This window comes from Pseudomonas putida (assembly GCF_028682475.1).
GTDB classification, from domain to species: Bacteria; Pseudomonadota; Gammaproteobacteria; order Pseudomonadales; family Pseudomonadaceae; genus Aquipseudomonas; species Aquipseudomonas putida_AG.
In genome coordinates, this window is the sequence record NZ_JANHLE010000001.1 from 83,249 (window position 1) to 103,116 (window position 19,868).

Genomic DNA, 19,868 nt, shown 5'->3' on the forward strand with positions numbered 1-19,868 from the left:
TGATAGTTTGAAAGTGCCGGGCACTGCATCAACTAGGCTCCGTACCAACTCTAAGCCGGTAAAATCCCTAATCCGGTGCGCTTAGCGCCCCCATCGGCGACGTACAAAGCAACTGCTGAATCAGTCGCCTCTGCAGCCCACTTCGCGGACGCTGGCAACTCCTTGACCGCATTGTTCACAAAATGCACCCTGGCCTTCCAGCCGGTCAGTAATCGGAATTTCTCTCCTGTCAACATTTGTTGCAGCGCGTCATTCTCAACGATGGCGAATTTCGGTGTTGTCAGCTCGCCCAGAACGTCCGTCACCTTGGCCTGTTTAGCCGCAGCCAGGGCTTTCGCGCTCGCCCGAGAGGCTTTGGCGGCCTTGTAGGCGTTACGCAGAAAACGACCTGTTCGCACAAACCCGCTGCTGCCCCATACCAGGAGCGTTTTCCACGCGAAGCGCAGGGCATTTCTGGCCATGCGCGCTGCCACCGTGGCCGCGGTGCGCAGTACCGTAGCGGCTTGCTTGAAGGCGCTGGCAAAGTTGCCGATGGACAACACCCCCACCACCGTTGCGGCAGTCGACAGTTTCTTCGAAAGCTCAGGGTTGCTGTCCTCCAGCAGAATCGAGGCAACCTCCAGCCCCAGCGACACGACACTCAGCGCGGTCAGTGCGGCAAATACGAACATCGATGCCGTGCCGCCGGTCAGGATCGAGGCCGCGACACCAACCACCGTAATTATGACGGCGGTGCCAATGCGCCGCCAGCGATCGCCCACCGGGAAGGGCTGGGTATCGCGCAGGCTTCGCTGAAGGCTAGCCAGCATCTGCGATTGGCCCCAGCGGCTGACCATGATCGCACCACTCGGGTCGTGCAGGTTCACAGGGTCCGGGCAATGCACGTAGTCGTTAATGCCGCCCTCGCCGAACGGGCTCAACCAATCTGGCTGGGCGTGACGATACAGGCACGGGTCATAGCAGCGGTAACCATTGCCGGCATGATAGCTGCCAGTCACCGGATCGCGGCGCATGCCGTTGTAGCCTGAGCTGATGGCGGTCGTGACCTTGCCCTCACCGAATGGCAGCAACGGTGTCAGCTGCAGCGTCGCGTTGCTGTAGTAACCGGCGACGCCGCATTGCGGGTCATCGATCAGCCAGTTGACGTTGTTGTCTTCATACTCGGCCAGCCCCGGGTTGATGCTGCGTTGGCGGCTTAACCCGCCATCGGCAGCGAACCAGTCTTCGCCGATCAATGTGTCCCCGGCGTAGCGCAGCTCGCAGGTTGCCTGGTTTTTGGCCACGTATTGGGCGGCCAGGCGCTGGTAGCCATCGTAGGCGTAACTCGCCTGCACGTTGTTGGCGGCGTCGCTGACCTGGGTCAGCTGCCCACCGGCATTGTAGGTGAGCTTGCGGGTCTTGCCATCCTCTGTCAGATAGCCGTTCGCGTTGTGTGTCACCTCCACAGCCTGTTTATCGGTGCTGACGGCCTTCAGCCGTGTAGGGTTGCTGGCATCGTAGGTAAACGCCTGGGTGCGTTTTTTGTCGTCACTGTAGGTGGTGACACACGTTTGCAGGTTGCTCAGTGCATCCCAGGTGAAAGACTGCGCCTTGACCGGCTTGCCCTGCTCATCGCACGGGCGGTACTTGCTGTCTTGGGCATCGCAGGTGTAGTCAATCAAACGGTCCAGAGCGTCATAGGCAAAGCGTTCACTGCGCACCAGCTTACCGGCCTCCAGGCTGTGTTTGGCGAGCAATTGGCCGTCACCACGCCACTCCAGCTGTTGGGCGAACACTGCCTGGCCGTTGTGGCTGAAGGTGCGCAGGGTTGCCTGGCCGAACACATCGTGTTCGCTGGTCACCTGCCACTGCGCGCCCGAGCGCTTGGCGTGTACCTGGCGCTCCACCAGGCGGCCATGATCGTCATGGCGGTGCAATACGTCCTCATGGTCATGCCAGCTGCGCAACGGGCGACCCTGATGGTCTGAGAACACCCGCTGCCAGTGCCCGTCAGCCCGCAACGTGGCCACCGTCAGGCCGCGCAGCGATTGCCAGATGCAGCCACTGCTGGTTCTGCGCGGCGTGGTTTCGTCAAGCTGTTGCTGACCCGGCAGCAAGCTGGCGGTCAGGCTGTGTTGCCAGCGGCCGACTTTGAGGTCGCTGCCCTGCGCAGCACCGCTGCCACTGGCCAGGGTGGTGATCGAGCCGCTGCGGCTGACGCTGGACAGGTTCAGCGGGCCCGCCTGGTAGTCGCCTCCGTTGCTCGTTTCGGCCAGGGTCAATTGGGTATTGTCCGGGAGGGTCACGTTATCGCCCTGGAACTTATACTCGCGGGTGCCGACCTTGCGTGTGCTCAGGGTGGAAATGTCTTTGACTGTCTGGGTTGCGACGACCTGGCCAGCAGTAGCGGCCTTGCTGTCCTTGAACACCTTCAACTCGGTGACATGGGTGCTCATCTCGTGGTAGGTGCGCTGCACGACGCTACCGTCCGGGCGGGTCTGGCGGGTCACACGGCCAAGGCCGTCCCGCGTCAGCAGGTGCTTGCGCGCCGTGCCATCGACTGTTTGTGTGAGCTCGATCAAGCGACCGTTGGCGTCGAACTCACGGACGACGCAGGCCCGGGCGATGCCGGCGGTGCTGCACAGGGTTTCGCTGCGCGTCAGGTGGCCATTGGCGAGGGTTTCGAGGGTGCTGGTGCTGCGTAGCAGCGTCTGTACCCCAAGGCCTTGCTCGACCGTGCCAGCGGCGTCCAACAGGTCGCGGCTCCAGGCCAGTCGCCCGGGCATTTCCACCTCTTGCAAGGGCTCGCAAAGCGCCTGGCCACCGGGCAGGTAATCCCACTGCTGATCCACCACCCCGTCGTCATCGCCGGCGCCGCGCAGGTCCTTGCGGCTGAGGGGAATGAAGGCGTCTGTGGCCGCGCGCCGCCAGTCGCTGCGCACCAGCCGCTGCAGGCCGTCGAGCCAGTCGCGTTGCTGGCTGCCATTGGGGAAGGTGGTCAAAGCGCGCAGGCTGCCTTGCTCGATGGCGTAGCTTGTAATCACGACGCTTTCCGGGCTGGTTGCACGGTCGCCATTGGCCTTGAAGCGATAGCGTTGTTGTTTGCTCACCCGGCCCAGGCCGTCGTGTTCAAACTCGGTTTGCACGCCGTCGGTGGTTTTACTCAGGCAGCGGCGGCTGAAGCGTGAGCGGGTCTCGCGGCTGACTTCCTGGGTACCTGCTACGGTTTTGGCACGCGTGGTGACCTTCAGGCCAGCAGCGGTTGGGTTGTCCTCGAACGTCTGTTCGGTGGTCATGGTCAAGCGTTGGTCGCCCAGTACGGTGGTCTGCTCATCGGTGATGGACCAGACCCGTACATTGCCTTCATTAGGGGTCTTAGGGCCCGGCTCACTGCTCGAAGTGCTGCGCACCCGCCAGAGAATATCGCCTGGTTGCGCCGTCCAAACCACTTTCATCGCGCCCTTCTCGTCCTTCGCGTCGAGACGGTCGCCGGTCAGCGTGGCCTTGACACCCTCCAGCGTCACGATGCTGGTCGCTTCCAGCAGTTGGCGGGCATTGCGGGTGACCAACCGGTAGCCGTAGAGCGTCAAGCCCAGCGGGTTGCCGTGGGCATCGCACTGGTACTCGGCCATGAGGGGGGGAGTTACATCTTGAGGGACAGCGGGGCAGGACAAGTCAGGGAAGCCTGTGAATTTTTCGACCAGATCACTGGGCGTGATGGGGTTGGTGTTGGTGTTGGGGTCGCTTAATGTGGCGGGGTAATAGCAGCGGTAACTGGTGTTATTGTCAGGCGTTGTCATTTTCCGGACTGTGTGATCCGCGCTGTATTCGATCTGTTGTTTGAGCACACTGAAGCGACCTGAAACAGCAGCATCATCGGTTAATGGGCCCAGGACCTTGGCCAGGTTGGCATCCATGAACTCACCACCACGGAGAACCTCAGCAACCGCGTGAATTTCTCCTTTACCCCATGATGGATTTTCAGCCACGTAAAGAGTGCGTCCTACGGCCCTCAACAATTGATAAGTAGCCACCGCGAACTGCATTTTTTCAACACTCACCCGCTTAGCCACATCCAATCCATTTAACACGGCGAATAGCTTGCTTTCTTCACGCTCATCCAGCCGCTGCAGGTAGCACTCGGCACTCAACACTGAAACAAGCAGTGCAATACTCTCTTTGCTAGAACTGATACGATCCCACTTCAGATCAACTATTTCCTTCACCGAGCTAACGAACATAGCCACAGTGAGAAAATCCCTATCAGCATGTGCAGCCCAAGACCAAGCCTCAGCCCCAAACTTAACTTTAGCCGCAGCCTCAACCCAAGCCTCAGCCTCAGCCTCAGCCCAAGTCCAAGTCCAAGTCCAAGTACTGTCCTCAGCCGTGTCCTCAGCCCTGACCTCAGCCCAAGCCTCAGCTCTGACCTCAGCCCAAGCCTCAGCTCTGGCCTTAGCCTTAGCCTCAACCTCGGCCCAAGCTGTAGTAGTCCAAGCAAAGGGAGCAGTCAATTTCGCCTCAAGCTTCTGACTAGGCTTAAATTGGGAATACCCTGACACACCCCTAAAAACTTCATGAGCCGCCCTCAGACTCATGGTACAACTCACAACCTCGCCGTTTGATTTACTGCCTCCCTGACAATTAAACTCAACACATTCCCCAGCTGATCGGATGCCGACCAGCATATCGCCATTTTTTCCGTACTGTTTAAACTCATGCACTTTCTGAATTTTCGAAACAATTTCAAATGAAGTACCTTCCTCAGCATAACTCCCCGCATAGCTAAATTCAGTCACCACATTCTCCGCCCCGCCCCCCGGTATCAATACATGGCGAGTCACCCTGGGCAACGCCGGCCGCCCATCCTTGAACGTCACCGCCTTCGCCTCATAGTCCACCCGCTCCACCGAGCCATCGAACTCCTGCAAGCGGTAAAGCACTCGATCAAGGGTCGGGTCATCTTCATAGTCACAGTCGACCTGCTGCAGCAGGTTTAGCGCAGGTTCTTCGCCTTGCGTACGTTTGAGGGTCCTGAGCAGATGATCTTGTAGGGTCAGGGTGACCCGGGATTTTTCCAGGTCGCTGGTGGGCCAGACATTCATTTCCACCTTAACGTCCGTGTAACTGGCGTTAAACAGTTCAACCTCACCACTCTTGACCTGGCGCAACAAAAACTGCCCCGCCTTGCGCTGCCAGCTCAAGGCCAACGTTTCACCATAAGGCGAGACGATAGTTGACGGCAGCAACTGCAATGAGGGCCTTTGGTAATACGCAATGCGCGCGTCCAGTTCCTTGGTTTTATCACGCCACTTTGCTAATGCCTCAGCGTAGTCGGCATTAGCAGCGCCGGAGTAACCCGCCGGACAGAGGATCGCCAACGCCCACTGGGTCCAATGGGATGGCGTGCTTGGAAACACAGGGGTGGATTTGGCCTTGATCGCTTTGAGCAAGCGGATAATTTCCTTGCGGAACTCATCATTATGCTCGGCCGTATCACTGCCTGGCGCGGCGGGCTCGCTGAGGACCTCCTGGCGCCCACTGGGCAGGTCGAGGGTGAAGACGCTGCGTTGCGGGTTGCTGCTGATGTAGACAGCCTTCTTGGTCAAGCGGGTGCCCTTGGCCAGCTTTTCCCACTCCTTATCGGTAAAGGTGATGGTCATGCCGTCCGCCAGCGTCAGCCGCCGATCGCGGGTTTCCAGGCTGGCGAAGCGCCAGGCCCAGCCATCACCCAGCCCGGCCTCGTTGCCGCGCAAGGCCGAGTAGTGCAGGGTCAGCTCGCAGACCGGGCCACGCCCGCCGAGGCCTTGCAGCGTCGCCACCGGATAGTGGGCATGAAACAGCCCGGTGCGCGGCTCGACCCCGGTTTCACTGGCGCCGCCGGCGTCGAACACTTCCGAGCCCATGGTGTTGCCGTAGTCTTCGCACAACGGGCTGCTGGGTTTGTAGGCCTCGCGGGCGGCGGGCGGGGTGAATTTGACTTCGGTCACGTTTTGCCACAGGTAGTGGTCGTCCAGATAACCCACATGGCCGAGCGTCAGTTCTTGGGCATCTCGGCAAGCATCCGGGTAGTCCAGCTCCAACTTGAAGGCAGACTTCTTACTCCCCTTGCCCCAGATAACCGTGTCGCTACTGAACGCTTTCACCGCGATGTCGCTTTCAGCGAATACCGAGATGTAATTTTTGTCGGTTTCCCGATAGCAGTCCGCCACCCGATAACCTTTAGCCCGCGCTTGATCGCTGAGACGAAAGACCAGTTCATTGCCGGAGCTGTTGATGTACAGCAATGCCGAGCCCTCACGATAGGAACGGGTAGACGCCTCGACGCTGGACCCATACCTCAAACTCACAGTCGATGCACTGCCCGACAACGCGTCGGTAGCCAGCAGGTACTTGCCCATCTGACCAGCCGTCCACTGGCTGCTGTCGCCAAGGTTCTGCAGTTCGAGCAACAGCCCGGCAAAGCGTGGCTGCCACAAGCGCCAGGTACCCTGCCCTTGCCCCGCGCGGTCGAGGCTGCCGTCAGCGCCTTCACGGCCAGCCAGCAGCTCTGGCCAGTTCTTGCCAGCCACGGCCGCAGCCAACGCCGCTTCCCAGGCGCTCTGGTCGGTCAGCCCTGTGGGCCGAAACACTTCATGCCCCAGCAACTGCTGACTGTACGGATGGCGCACCGTCACCAGCACCGCGTCGTTCACGCTGCCCCAGACCGAGTCCAGGCGTGGCCCGGCCACCCAGTTATCTCCCGCCGCTAGCGAGGTGAACAGGCGCACGCCCTCGCCGCGTTGCCACAGGGTCAGTTGTGTGGCATTAGCCACCCCCGTCGCGGCGGGCGCCGGTCGCGCCGCGCTGGCGAGCAACCAGCTGCCCAAGGAGGAGGCATTGAGCGCCGTTGCCCAGGCGCCCAGCCATTTGCCCGCTGCGCATTGGGCCGCTGTCGGGGTCCAGCTGAAGCTGTCCAGCAGGCGATGTGAGTAAGCATCGTAGGCCCAGGCCTGCACGGCCTGCCCGGCCGTCAGCGCCTGCGCGCCTTGCACCACCTGAGCCGGCCACCAGTCCACCTCGGCCAGGGTCACGCTCAACCCGGCGCATTGCGCCACCCAGAACGCATTGCCCTTGGCCGCAGGCGTCACGGTGCCGGCCTTGGCGTCCAGCACACCGGCGCGCAACAGCTGGCTGTCCCGGTTGAGCTGCGTGCACAGCGCTTCGGACCAGGCCTTGCCTGTCTGGCCGCTGCCCAGGGTGAAAACATGCTGTTCGTACAAGTGCTGGGTGGTGAGGTCGCGTACCTGCAGGCACAGGCTCTGCCCGCTCGCCAAAACGTACTCGTCATCGCAGGCCAGCGCCTGCACCAGGTTGTTGGCAAACGGCGCAGTACTGAAGGCACGGTAGGGGTTGCGGCACCACAGGCGCAGTTGCACCGCCCCCTCGCAGGTGAGCGCACCCTGGTCGTTCCAGCCACCAGCGCTGAGTCCCTTGCCGGCTTCGACGATGTACTGGGCGAAGGCTTGCGGCCATTGGTCGGCCTTGAGTACGCCTTGGGTGGCCGTGTAGTCGACACGCACCATCTCGCCGTCGCGCTCGCGGACCAGGCAGGCACTGATCACCTCGCCTTCGACCAGGTCACGCCCCGCGCGAATCGGACAGACGCTGTGCCAGCCCCTTTCCAGCGAACCCAGACGCTGCAGCTCGAAGCCGTCCATATCCGGCAAGTGGCCGTCGGGCTGGGTGGTGATTTTGAAGGGGACGGGGGTAGACGGGATGTGCTTCAGGGCAGAGGTGGCGGTGGAGGCAGCGTTTGCAGTGGCCATGGCGAGTCTCCTTGACTGGTCAGCGAGGCGGAACCGGCGCCAAACAGCAAACAAAAGCGTCAGGGTCCATTCGATGGCCTATCTCATACGGCTGGCGAAAAACGCACAACTGGCAAAAATGCTAGGGCGTTTGATTCACAGTGGCTGCGCAGCCCCCATTGGCCATAACGTGGGGCACAACCTCGGCCAGCGCCTTGACCTTCCCGCTCAGGTACTGTGCCGCCCACGCCTGCAGCAGCAACTGCCGGACGATGTCTTTAGCCTGCTCGGACAAGGGCACGGTGTAAGGGGGAATATCCTGGTTGCGCCGGCCCTCTTGCCGCCAGCCGCTGTCACGCCGAGTGACAGGCCATCGCTATCGCCGAGGGTGTAGTCTTTACCAGTGGCCTTGGCCTGGCGAACCGTTGCATCCGAGAGTGCCATGTACGAGCGCCTGAACATGAATTCAGGGCTAGATGCTCGTGACGCTCAACGCTCCTCTCCAGCAACAAACCGGCACCTTGGGTGCCCGGATTTCATGGACTGATGTCTGGACTAGAAAGGCCCGGATGCCCACGGATCCTGATGGATCTGACTGAAACGAAAAAAGACGCCTAAGCGTCTTTTTTTCAGTGACCTACAGAATTCCATGAAACTCTGTAGACCGATATCTGGAGCGGGAAACGAGACTCGAACTCGCGACCCCGACCTTGGCAAGGTCGTGCTCTACCAACTGAGCTATTCCCGCATTTGGTGACGGCCATTCTATAGGATCATGAATCGCCGTCAAGCCCTTGATTCAAAAAAGCTTTATTTTTGTTCCGAACCTTCGCGCAGGTGCGGCCAGGCGGCGCGCAGGTAGTGCACCATCGACCACAGGGTCAGGCCGGCAGAAATCATCAGCAAGGCGTAGCCGAGGATCACCCAGAAAGTCAGCACCGGCGGGTTGGCCAGCAGGATCACCAGCGCCAGCATCTGTGCCGCGGTTTTCCACTTGCCCAGGTTCGATACGGCCACCTGCGCCCTCGCCCCCAGTTCGGCCATCCACTCGCGCAGCGCCGACACCACGATCTCGCGGCCGATGATCACCGCCGCCGGCAAGGTCAGCCAGAAGTTCGCATGCACCTGCACCAGCAGCACCAGGGCCACGGCAACCATCAGCTTGTCGGCTACCGGGTCGAGGAAGGCGCCAAAGGGCGTGCTCTGCTGCAGGCGACGGGCCAAGTAGCCGTCAAGCCAGTCAGTGGCCGCCGCAATGGCGAAGACGCTGCTCGCTGCGATATAGCTCCAGTGATACGGAACATAAAACAGCAGAATGAAGATCGGAATGAGCAGGACGCGAAGAACGGTAAGTAGATTTGGGATATTCATCGGCACAACTGGCTGCAAAGTGAGCGTGCATTCTACTCGCTATGCAGGTTGGCATAAATCGACTCGGCAAGCTTTTTACTGATTCCCGGTGCTTTGGCGATTTCTTCGATGCTGGCGCGGGTCAGCTCCTGCAATCCACCGAAGTGTTTGAGCAGGTCACGACGGCGTTTTGGTCCCACGCCTGCCACGTCTTCCAGACTGGAGGTACGCCGGGCCTTGCCACGTCGGGCGCGGTGGCCGGTGATGGCAAAACGATGTGCTTCGTCACGGATCTGCTGGATCAGGTGCAGCGCCGGCGAGTCGCCCTTGAGGGTGAACTCGTGAGCGGCGTCGTTGAGGTAAAGGGTTTCGAAACCGGCCTTGCGCGTAACACCCTTGGCCACACCGAGCAGGATCAGGTCGGGAACGGCCAGTTCCTGGAGCACTTCGCGGGCCATGTTCAACTGGCCTTTGCCGCCGTCCACCAGCAAGACATCCGGCAGCTTGCCCTCGCCGTCCTTGATCCGCCCGAAGCGTCGGGTCAGGGCCTGGTGCATGGCGGCGTAGTCATCGCCGGGGGTAACGCCTTCAATGTTGAAGCGCCGGTAGTCGGACTTCAACGGGCCTTCCGGGCCGAACACCACGCAGGAGGCGACCGTCGCCTCACCACTGGAGTGGCTGATGTCGTAGCACTCCAGGCGTTGCGGGGTTTCATCCAGGGCCAGGACCTGGGCCAGGGCTTCGAACCGTGACGCCATGTGTTGGCGGTTGGCCAGGCGTGCACTCAATGCCTGCTCGGCGTTGGTCACCGCCAGTTGCTGCCAGCGTGCCCGGGTGCCGCGCACGCGGTGGCTGATGCTCAGTTCGCGCCCGCGCAGGGCCTCAATGGCCGCGGTGATCGCAGCGAAGTCTTCGTGCACCACGTTGACGATCAGCTCGCCCGGCAAGTCGCGCTCGGCGTTGCCGATGTAGTACTGGGAAAGGAACGCGGCCATCACTTCGGCCACCTCCTCTTCGATCCCGACCTGCGGGAAGAAATTCTTGCTGCCCAGCACCCGCCCACCGCGCACGCTGATCAGGTGCACGCAGGCACCACCCGGGTTGGTGAACGCGGCAACCACATCGACATCGCCACTGCCGCCTTCCATGCTCTGCTGATCCTGCACCCGGCGCAGCAAGGCGATCTGGTCGCGCAGCTCGGCGGCCTTCTCGAATTCCAGGGCCATGGCTGCCTGCTCCATCTCGGCATTCAGCTCATTGGTCAGTTGATGACTGCGGCCTTCGAGGAACATCACCGAGTGCCGTACATCAACGGCATATTCCTCAGGTTCGACCAGGCCGACACAAGGCGCCTTGCAACGCTTGATCTGGTATTGCAGGCACGGCCGGGTGCGGTTGCTGTAATAGCTGTCTTCGCATTGACGGACGAAGAAGGTTTTTTGCAGCAGGCTCAGGCTTTCGCGAATGGCCCCGGCGCTGGGATACGGCCCGAAATACTTGCCCTTCTGTTTCTTCGCCCCGCGATGAATCCCCAGCCGCGGGAATGCCCCGTCGGAGAGGAACACATAAGGGTAGGACTTATCGTCGCGCAGCAGGATGTTGTAGGGCGGCCGCCATTCCTTGATCAAAGTCTGCTCAAGCAGCAGCGCTTCGGTCTCGTTGGCGGTGATGGTGGTTTCGACCTGGGCGATGCGCGCCACCAGGGCAGCCGTTTTCGGCGCCAGGCCGGTCTTGCGGAAATAGCTGGCCAGGCGCTTCTTGAGGTTCTTCGCCTTGCCGACATACAGCAGCCGGGCTTCACCGTCGAACATCCGGTAAACACCCGGGCGACCGCTGCAGGTCGCCAGGAAAGCACTTGAATCGAACACAGAGGTCATGAGTTCAGAGACTGGCGTCAACCATGCCATGGCGGACCGCCAGCAGCGTCAGCTCGACGTCGCTGGTGACCGAGAGTTTTTCGAAGATCCGGTAACGGTAAGTATTGACCGTTTTCGGTGACAGGCACAGCTTGTCGGAGATGATCTGCACCTTCTGGCAACCGACGATCATCAGCGCGATCTGGATTTCCCGCTCCGACAGCGCATCGAACGGCGAACCTTGCGGCTGGAACGACTTGAGTGCCAGTTGCTGGGCGATCTGCGGACTGATGTAGCGCTGGCCGCCAAACACCAGGCGAATGGCCTGGACCATTCCATCCAGGCCTGCACCTTTGGTCAGGTAGCCAGCGGCGCCTGCCTGCAGCAGGCGCGTGGGGAACGGGTCTTCCTCACAGGCGGTCACTGCCACCACTTTCACATCTGGATGGCTGCGCAGCAGCTTGCGCGTGGCCTCAAGGCCACCGATCCCGGGCATCTTCACATCCATCAGGACCACGTCGGGTTTGAGCTCACGCGCGACCTTCAACGATGCCTCGCCAGAGTCGGCCTCGCCCACCACCTGCAAACCGTCGATATCGGCCAGCATGCGGGTGATGCCCGTACGTACCAGATCGTGGTCATCGACCACCAGGACCCTAATCAAGCAGACACCTCACACTGCGGCGGCAATTGGATCCCGCCACCTTAGCAAAAAACCAGGCGCTAGAGCTAACGGAACACGTCATCGCATCGCTGCTATTTCACGCTTGCCCGCCGCACGGCCAAAAACACCCGAGTCGCGCCCGGAAACCTTCGCACACGCCCTTGGCAGCGCATTGGCAAGACTGCCGAGCAATTGCAGGGTGGCGGCCTGGTCGGCCGCAGGCAAGCCGCGAAAAGCCGCCAGCATGCCTTCCTCCTCCGGGCTCAGACTGCCCTGCAGCGCAGGCGTACGCGTACCACTCAACACATACAAGGCATCGACGCCACGCGCTGTCAGCGCGGCCAGGTAATCGGCCTTGGGCGTTCGCTCGCCACTCTCGTATTTACCCTGGGCATTGGGCTCGACCCCGCCAATGTCACCGAACACCCGCTGGGTCAGGCCCAGACGCTCCCTTTCTTCCCGTAGACGGGCACCGATTCCGTTCATTGCACTTCATGTCCTTGATGCATCACCCAGAGCGGGCAACCACGCAAGACCTACAGGATAGGCCAGTTGCACAGCACTATGCACAGGAACACCAACACTGCACAAGCCAGCTGATGCAGCGCCTGCCTGTAGTTGTCGGCACAGGGTCTTCTCCGGGCACGGCAGGTCTGACAACCAACTATCGGCGAGGAAATTTTCAACCACAAAAGGATGGCACTTTAGTGCTAATTACAACTAGCCAACTACAATTAAAGAACACAAATCGAACCCGTAAAAAACGTAATAACAACAGAAAAAACCGGCAACAAACCCGCCAGAACACCGTCGAAAACCCCAGAAAATACATTTTATTGACGCCATTATACTGGCAATCAAGGCGAGACTGATTTTTGACACGCAACTTATTGGCAAGTTTAAGCTATTGATTTTTAACAGTTTTTTAAACTTAACAAACAAATATCAAATAGTTTTGAATTAACGACAACAGATTGCTTGCGTAACTAAAAATTTCCCCCTTAGGATAGAAATAAGACAACGAACAACACGGCCATCGCCTGTTCAGCGCGCGATACGTTTATGCGTGCTCGCCTCGTCGACATCACCGATTAACTGAGTAACCGAGTCAGCCTTGCTGAACCCGGAAGAGGGAACTATGAACATCAGTATTTTTGGACTGGGTTATGTGGGTGCTGTATGTGCCGGCTGCTTGTCTGCCCGCGGCCACCAGGTGTTGGGAGTCGACATCTCTCAGGACAAAGTCGACATGATCAACCAGGGCAAATCGCCGATCGTCGAGCCTGGGCTTGAGCAACTGCTGCTCGATGGCGTGAACCAGGGCCGCCTGCGCGGCACCACTGATGTTCAGGCCGCCGTCCTGGCGACCGAGATGTCGCTGCTGTGCGTCGGTACACCGAGCAAGAAAAACGGCGACCTGGACCTGGTCTACATGGAAGCGGTGTGCCGCGAAATCGGCATGGCCCTGCGCGACAAAGGCAGCCGCCATACCATTGTGGTGCGCAGCACGGTTCTGCCAGGCACGGCAAAGAATGTGGTCATCCCGTTGCTTGAGAAGGCCTCGGGCAAACGCGCCGGGGTCGACTTCGGGGTTGCCGTGAACCCCGAGTTCCTGCGCGAAAGCACGGCGATCCAGGACTATGACTTCCCGGCCATGACCGTGATCGGCGAGCTGGACCAACACTCTGGCGACCTCCTCGAGTCGCTGTACAAGGGCCTTGATGCACCGGTGATCCGCAAGTCGATCGAAGTCGCCGAAATGATCAAGTACACCTGCAACGTCTGGCATGCGACCAAGGTCAGCTTTGCCAACGAAATCGGCAACATTGCCAAGGCCTCCGGTGTCGATGGCCGCGAGGTGATGGATGTGGTCTGCCAGGACTACAAGCTCAACCTGTCGCGCTACTACCTGCGCCCAGGGTTCGCCTTCGGTGGCTCGTGCCTGCCCAAGGACGTGCGCGCCCTCACCTACCGTGCCGGGCAGCTGGACGTTGAGCACCCGCTGCTGGCCTCGATCATGGACAGCAACCGCAATCAGGTGCGCAATGCCTTCGAGCTGATTGTCCGCCAGGACAAACGCCGCATCGGTCTGCTCGGCCTGAGTTTCAAGTCCGGCACCGACGACCTGCGCGAGAGCCCGTTGGTGGAACTGGCCGAGATGCTGATCGGCAAAGGCTACGAGCTGAGCATCTACGACGCCAACGTCGAGTACGCGCGGGTTTTCGGCGCCAACCGCGAGTACATCGAGTCGAAGATCCCGCACGTGTCGTCCCTGCTCTGCAGCGACCTCAGCCAGGTGATCAACGGCGCCGACGTGATTGTCCTGGGCAACAACGACGACCGCTTCGCCCAGGCCCTGGATGTCGCCGATGGCAAACAGGTGATCGACCTGGTCGGCTTCATGCCCCATGGCAGCAACAGCAGCCAACAGGGTATCTGCTGGTAACGCCTGAAGCTCCGTAGCGAGCACCCGGCAAGCATCCCAGGCCTGCGCCTGAACGAACTGAACACCTGCCTTTGTCTGCCTGCCGCACCGTGGCCGGGCCCGGCAAGTGCGCGTTTCGCTCAGGCCCAGGCGCCTGTACAACGGAGCAACGGTTTGATGGAACGACAGCAACAACCGCCTTCGGGCGCACAGCGGGCAGCCATGAGCTTATGCGCCTGGGCCTGCCTGTTCGGCCTGATCGCCCTGGCCTCGGAGATGATCGCCCCGGCGTATCTGGACCCGAGCCACCACAGCTTCATCTTCATCATCGGCACCCTGGGCATGTGGCGCTATGGCAATGCCATCGTCCACTACCTGCGCGGCATGTACTTCCTGCACTGGAAGTTCCCGCGTATCCGCAAGGCGGTCGAGCGCATGGGTGATGCGGCGCTGCCCGCGCACATGTTCATGGTGGTGACCAGTTTTCGCATCCCCACCCACACCACCTTCAAGGTCTACCAGTCGGTGTTCCAGGAGGTGCAACGGCTCAAGGTGCCATGCACGGTGATTGCCTCGATCGTCGAGAAAGGCGATGAGCAGTTCATCAAGCAGATCATGCGCAACGAGGTCAGGGACCGCGACGACATCAAGCTGGTGATCGTTCGCGCCCGTGGCACCGGCAAGCGTGATGGCCTGGCCCACGCCTTCCGCGCCCTGTCGCGACAGATGCCGCTGGAGGATTCGGTGGTCGGTGTGGTCGATGGCGACACCATGATGCTGCCCGGTTGCGTCGAGCGCGCGGTCAAACTGTTCGCCTACCTGCCCAAGGTCGGCGGCCTGACCACCAACGAGTTCTGCGAGGTCGAAGGCAGCAACCTGATGCGCCAGTGGCACTCGATGCGCTTTGTACAGCGGCACATCAACATGTGTTCCATGGCCCTGTCGCACCGGGTGCTGACCCTGACCGGACGGCTGTCGTTCTTTCGCGCCAGCGTCATGACCAACCCGGACTTCATTCGTGACGTCGAAGCCGACTTTCTCGAGCACTGGCGTCTGGGCCGTTTCCAGTTTCTCACCGGTGACGACAAGTCCTCGTGGTTGAGCCTGATGCGTGCCGGCTGGGACACCTTCTATGTGCCCGACAGCAACACCCTGACCGTCGAGCATCCACCTGACAACAGCTTCTGGCGCGCCACCCGCCAACTGATGTTCCGCTGGTACGGCAACTCGCTACGGCAGAACTTTCGCGCCACCGCCCTGCTCGGTCGTGCGCGCCTGGGCCTGTTCACCCTGTACGTGCTGCTCGATCAGCGGGTGTCGATGTGGACCTGCCTGATGGGCCTGACCGCTTCGGTGGTCGCCGGCCTGGTGTTCGGCATCCAGTACCTGCTGGTGTACCTGTTCTGGGTGCTGCTGTCGCGCAGCATCGTCACCGTGCTGTTCCTGTTCGCCGGCCACCCGGTGAGCCCGGTGTACCCCTTTGTTCTTTATTACAACCAGATTGTCGGCTCGGTGATGAAGATCTACGCGCTGTTCCACATGGACCAGCAGCGCTGGACCCGGCAGAAAACCACATTAAGCAACGGCAGCGTCAACTTCGATGCCGCCCTGAACCGCTGGTCCTCCAAAGCGATGCTGTTTTCCTCCATCGCGATTTTCTTCGGAGTCATCTCGGTTCTTCTCGAACTCACGCAACGTTAAGGAAAGGCGCCTGCCATGAGTAGCTCAAGTACACCTACAGTTCCCGCTAAAGCCGCAGCCAATGTCGTCCATGAAGCGATCGACGAACGCCAGTACGTGCGTACCCGGATCAATGCCAGCGTCACCCTGACAGCGGCCGGCCAGCCGACCGTGGAAACCAGCCTGCAGGACATCTCCCTGGGCGGTATCGGCCTGCGTCACAACCAGCCGCTGACCATCGGCAGCCTGTACAACGCCTCGATCCGCCTGCGCCTGAACCAGGTCGACCTGAGCCTGGACGGCAAGGTGCGCATCGTCTCCCAGCGTGGCGAGGAAGTCGGTGCCCAGTTCGTCGACCTCGATGCACAGAAACGCGACATCCTGCGCTACATCATCAGCGCCTACCTGTCGGGCGAGATTGCCGACATCAACGGCCTGTTCAACGTGATGCAGCGCGAGAACTACATCAAGGAACGCAAGCAACAGCACGCCAGCGCACGCAGCAGCAGCGATCGCCTCCGGGCCGTGACCGGCACCCTGCTCTACGCCGCGGCCGGCCTCGCCGCCCTGGGCTTTGTGGCCTACAAAAGCTACCTGTTGTTCTTCCGCATTCCGGCGGTGCAGGCCCAGGTCTCGGCCAATGCCCAGGTCATCAGCATGCCCGACAACGGTTATGTGAAGTTCCTCCTGCAGCCCGGCCAGACCGAGGTCAAAGCCGGTCAGCCTGTGGCCAATATCTCCACCCAGCTGGCCACCAGCTTCACCAGCCCGGCGGACATGAAAGCGCTGGCCGATCTGTCGCCAGGCGATTTGCAGACCCTGCTCGGGCGCGCCAGCATCGAGACGGTGATCAACAGTCCGTGCGACTGCGAAGTCTATTTCCCCAACAAACCCCTGGATGGCTTTGGCTACAAACAGGCGCCGCTGATGCATTTGCTGCCGCGCGATGAGGGCCTGTTCGTCACCGCCAACGTGCCCTTCGACAAGCTGGCCGATATCTCCCGGGTCACCTCGGTGAACCTGAAAGTGTTCGGCCTGGACGAGCACTTCAGCGGCAAGGTGGTCGACTCGCGCGTCGATGAAGCCAACAAGAACCTGGCCCTGACCATCGCCCCGGACACCCCGTTGCCACGCCAGGCCTATCAGAAGCCAGTGGCGGTCGACCTGTTCCTCGGCCTGCCGTTCACGGCATCGCGTTGAACGCAAAGGAAGGATTGGCGATGAACGCGATGATGCCCTCCCGTCTGCTGCTGGCAAGCCTGTGCGTAGCCTGTGCCGGCGCCGTATCGGCCGGCCAGAGCCTGGAGCAGATCCGCTATGCGCTGTACAAGGACCCCAGTGCCAATGTCAGTGGCGATCTGCGCTTGCTGTCCGAACGGGGCGACCTGGCCTCCAAGCTGCTGCTCGGTGACGTGCTGGCCAACACCGACGGCGCCAGCCGTCAGGAAGTGCTTGGCCTGTACAAGGAAGCATTCGCTGACGGCCGCGGGCAGATTCCGGCATTGGCGTCGCTGGCGCGTCTGCTTGATCGCACCCCGAGCCTGCAACAGGGTCAGCGCGATTGGGTAGCCCAGGCCTTGACGCGCTACCCGGCAACCCTCGACCCGCGCAACGCCAGCACCACCCTTGAGGTGTATCTGGTCTACCCGCAACTGGTCTCCACCGATCAGGCGCAGCAACTGCTGGCGCTGTACCAGCAATCGTGCCTGCTCAACTGCCGCCCCGAGCTGTACCGTGCGGTCCTGGCTGAGCGCCAGGGTGACCGGCAGTCGGCTGAGCACTGGTACCAGCAAGCGGTGCGCGTGGATGTGCGCGCCGTCGATCGCTACTACCGCTTCCTCGGCGACGACCAGGACCGCGCCTTCCCGGCCTTTGCCCGCAGCCTTGAAGCCCAGCGCCCGACCCTGGCAGTCGATATCGTGCACCGCATCGGTTCGCTGCTCGACAGCATCAACAGCGTGCAGCGGGCCGACCTGGAAAGCGACCGCCAGGCGCGTCAGGTACGGGCCATGGGCACTGTCCAGGTGCAACCTGACGCCGCGCAACTGGCGCGGGAAAAAGCCCGCACAGAAGAACTGGAGCTGGCCCGCGGCGAGGCCCTGCGCTGGCGCGACAATGCTGTCGAGCGCGGCTATGTACCGGCGATAGCGTCCAAGGCCAGTTACATGATCTCCGACCCCACCGCGCATAACGCTGAAGAGACCCAGGCCCTGATCAACCAGGTGCAAGCCCATGAGCCGACCCGCGCCAAGGCCCTGCAAGCCTCGTTCTACATGGTCAACAACTGGCTGACCCTGGACCCGCAAAAAGCCCGCGCGCTGATCGATGAATTGATCGCCAGCCACTACCCCGACGCCCAGTTGCTGCTGGCCGATTACTACAGCAAAGGCGTGGCAGACGAGCCGGACCAGGACAAGGCGCTGCAGATTTTCCAGGCCCAGGCCCAGGCCGGTTCGACTACCGCCTGGTACCGCATGGCCACCCTGCACGCCTACGGCCGGGCCATCTGCCATGACCCGGTCAAAGCCTACACCTATGCCCAGGTGGCGCTCGAGCTGGGCGAAAGTGGCGCCCGCAGCCTGATCAAACGCCTGGAAAAGACCCTGAAAAAGGATGACATCGAGCGCGCCCTGGCGGCGCGCGCCGATCTGTTGAAGGAGGCAACCCTGTGAAAGCGCATCACTCCCTGTTCGGTGCCCTGCTGGCCCTGACACCGCTGTACCCGGCCATGGCCGCCGAAGAAGTCACCGGCCCCGAAGCAGACAGCAACGAACCGGTGCGGGTGTTGCCCAGCGACGGTAGTGTGCCGGTGATCACCTCGGAGTTCTTCAACAAGCTGACCGTGCAGACCGGCTACGGCCCGGAAAACTCCGAAGTCGGCCGCAGCCGCGAGATGTTCTACAGCCTGCGCTACGAGCCGTCCTTTGCCTGGTACTCGCCGGAAAAGCGCTGGGCCAAGTGGATGGTCTATGGCCGCCTGTGGCTGAACTACGACTCCAGCCAGTCGATCAGCACGCAGAACGAAAACAGCAACAGCTTCGACCGCGAACAGCCTGAAGGCTGGTACGCCGAACTGCGTGAGCTGTATGTCAAACGCAACCTGCTCGGCGATGACCCGCGCTTCTCGCTGTCGGTCGGTCGCCAGCGCTACTTCGATGACTACGGCATCTGGTGGGACGACAGCCTGGAGTCGCTGCGCTTCAACTACAACGACACCTTCTCGCGTGGCTTTTTTGCCGTGGGGCAGAAGTTCTACAACTACAACAGCGACGTCAACAGCCTGGCCGACAGTGAAGAACGCACCACCTACCTGATGGGCGAGTACGCCTACCGCTGGAGCGAACGCAACTGGGCCGGTGTGCGCCTGATGCACGAGAACGACCACAGCGGCCACGACCCGGAGGATCGCTACGACTTCAAGGGCATGCGCTACGGGCTGTTCTTCAAGGCCGACGACCTGGATGTCAGCCCGCTGTTCAGTGACTACCACCTGGAACTGGCCGGCCTCGATGGCAAGGTCGACAACACCGATGGCAACGGCACCACCAGCACCGGCAACCATGCCAGCGGCTGGGCAGCGCTGGGCGAAATCGGTAAGCGCTTTCACGACCTGCCGTGGACACCACGGGTAGCCCTGCGCGGTGGCCTGACCGACAAGCCGAGCAACGACAACGACGGCTTTCGCCTCAATGCCATCCAGTCCGACCGCATCACCCGCCAGGGCAGCTACAGCACGCGCCTGGCCAGCTCCTTCGTCAGCCTCGACCTGCGCAACCTGAGTTACTACGGCATCAGCCTGGAAACCAATCCGACCCCACGCAGTGCCCTCGACCTGCGGGTGACCGAGCTGAAGCTGCGCGACGCCGACGGCACCCTGCCGGTGCGCATCGACGGCGACCAGCGCAGCGAACGCAACCGCGCCATCGCCCAGGGCAACCACGGCGGCGGCAAGGATGTCGGGCAAATGTACGACCTCAATTACTACTGGAAGATGTTTCCCGTGGCCATCGACGGCAAGCACCTGGACGTCAACGCCCTGGTCAGCGCCAGCTACCTCAATGCTGGCAACGCCCTGGACAGCGGTGACGACTACCAGCTGAGTGTCGGCGTGGTGATCAGCTACTAAGGAC

Annotated in this window: 10 protein-coding genes, 1 tRNA gene and 1 pseudogene; 5 read left to right on the top strand and 7 right to left on the bottom strand. The window is 61.3% G+C overall.

Annotation, left to right across the window (positions count from 1 at the left end):
- Window positions 1-50: 50 nt before the first annotated feature.
- The 7 genes and pseudogenes from NPS47_RS00370 to NPS47_RS00400 form a co-directional block, all read right to left on the bottom strand.
- Window positions 51-7,784 (bottom strand): RHS repeat-associated core domain-containing protein, encoded by a 7,734-nt coding sequence (locus NPS47_RS00370; protein ID WP_274293159.1) that lies wholly within the window; start codon window positions 7,782-7,784, stop codon window positions 51-53.
- A 315-nt stretch (window positions 7,785-8,099) separates the two neighbouring features.
- Window positions 8,100-8,207, bottom strand: a pseudogene (locus NPS47_RS00375) (Arm DNA-binding domain-containing protein); the annotation flags it as partial.
- A 228-nt stretch (window positions 8,208-8,435) separates the two neighbouring features.
- Window positions 8,436-8,511: transfer RNA gene (locus NPS47_RS00380), tRNA-Gly, on the bottom strand.
- A gap of 62 nt (window positions 8,512-8,573) precedes the next feature.
- Window positions 8,574-9,134, bottom strand: a complete 561-nt coding sequence (pgsA, locus tag NPS47_RS00385) for a CDP-diacylglycerol--glycerol-3-phosphate 3-phosphatidyltransferase (RefSeq protein ID WP_274293160.1) — start codon at window positions 9,132-9,134, stop codon at window positions 8,574-8,576.
- A gap of 32 nt (window positions 9,135-9,166) precedes the next feature.
- Entirely contained in the window at window positions 9,167-10,990 is a 1,824-nt protein-coding gene (gene uvrC / locus NPS47_RS00390; RefSeq protein WP_274293459.1) for an excinuclease ABC subunit UvrC, read from the bottom strand.
- Window positions 10,991-10,994: 4 nt separating this feature from the next.
- Window positions 10,995-11,633 carry a response regulator transcription factor GacA gene (gacA, locus tag NPS47_RS00395; protein WP_274293161.1) on the bottom strand — a complete coding sequence of 213 codons (639 nt, stop codon included), beginning with the start codon at window positions 11,631-11,633 and terminating at the stop codon, window positions 10,995-10,997.
- A gap of 78 nt (window positions 11,634-11,711) precedes the next feature.
- A complete protein-coding gene (locus tag NPS47_RS00400; protein ID WP_274293162.1) occupies window positions 11,712-12,119 on the bottom strand; it encodes a helix-turn-helix domain-containing protein in 408 nt (135 codons plus the stop codon).
- A gap of 652 nt (window positions 12,120-12,771) precedes the next feature.
- Between NPS47_RS00400 and NPS47_RS00405 the strand changes: the two genes are divergently transcribed.
- The 5 genes from NPS47_RS00405 to NPS47_RS00425 all read left to right on the top strand — a co-directional run bounded on the left by NPS47_RS00405 (window position 12,772) and on the right by NPS47_RS00425 (window position 19,864).
- Window positions 12,772-14,079: a nucleotide sugar dehydrogenase gene (locus NPS47_RS00405; protein ID WP_274293163.1), complete on the top strand. Its 1,308-nt coding sequence runs from the start codon at window positions 12,772-12,774 to the stop codon at window positions 14,077-14,079.
- A gap of 156 nt (window positions 14,080-14,235) precedes the next feature.
- Window positions 14,236-15,759 carry a glycosyltransferase gene (locus NPS47_RS00410; protein WP_274293164.1) on the top strand — a complete coding sequence of 508 codons (1,524 nt, stop codon included), beginning with the start codon at window positions 14,236-14,238 and terminating at the stop codon, window positions 15,757-15,759.
- A 15-nt stretch (window positions 15,760-15,774) separates the two neighbouring features.
- Window positions 15,775-16,938, top strand: a complete 1,164-nt coding sequence (locus NPS47_RS00415; protein WP_274293165.1) for a PilZ domain-containing protein — start codon at window positions 15,775-15,777, stop codon at window positions 16,936-16,938.
- A gap of 20 nt (window positions 16,939-16,958) precedes the next feature.
- On the top strand, window positions 16,959-18,410 hold the full coding sequence (locus tag NPS47_RS00420; RefSeq protein ID WP_274293166.1) for a tetratricopeptide repeat protein: 1,452 nt from the start codon (window positions 16,959-16,961) through the stop codon (window positions 18,408-18,410).
- Complete coding sequence (locus NPS47_RS00425) at window positions 18,407-19,864, top strand: alginate export family protein (RefSeq protein WP_274293167.1); 1,458 nt, start codon at window positions 18,407-18,409, stop codon at window positions 19,862-19,864. Before NPS47_RS00420 ends, NPS47_RS00425 begins: the two co-directional genes overlap by 4 nt.
- The last annotated feature ends 4 nt before the right edge of the window (window positions 19,865-19,868 follow it).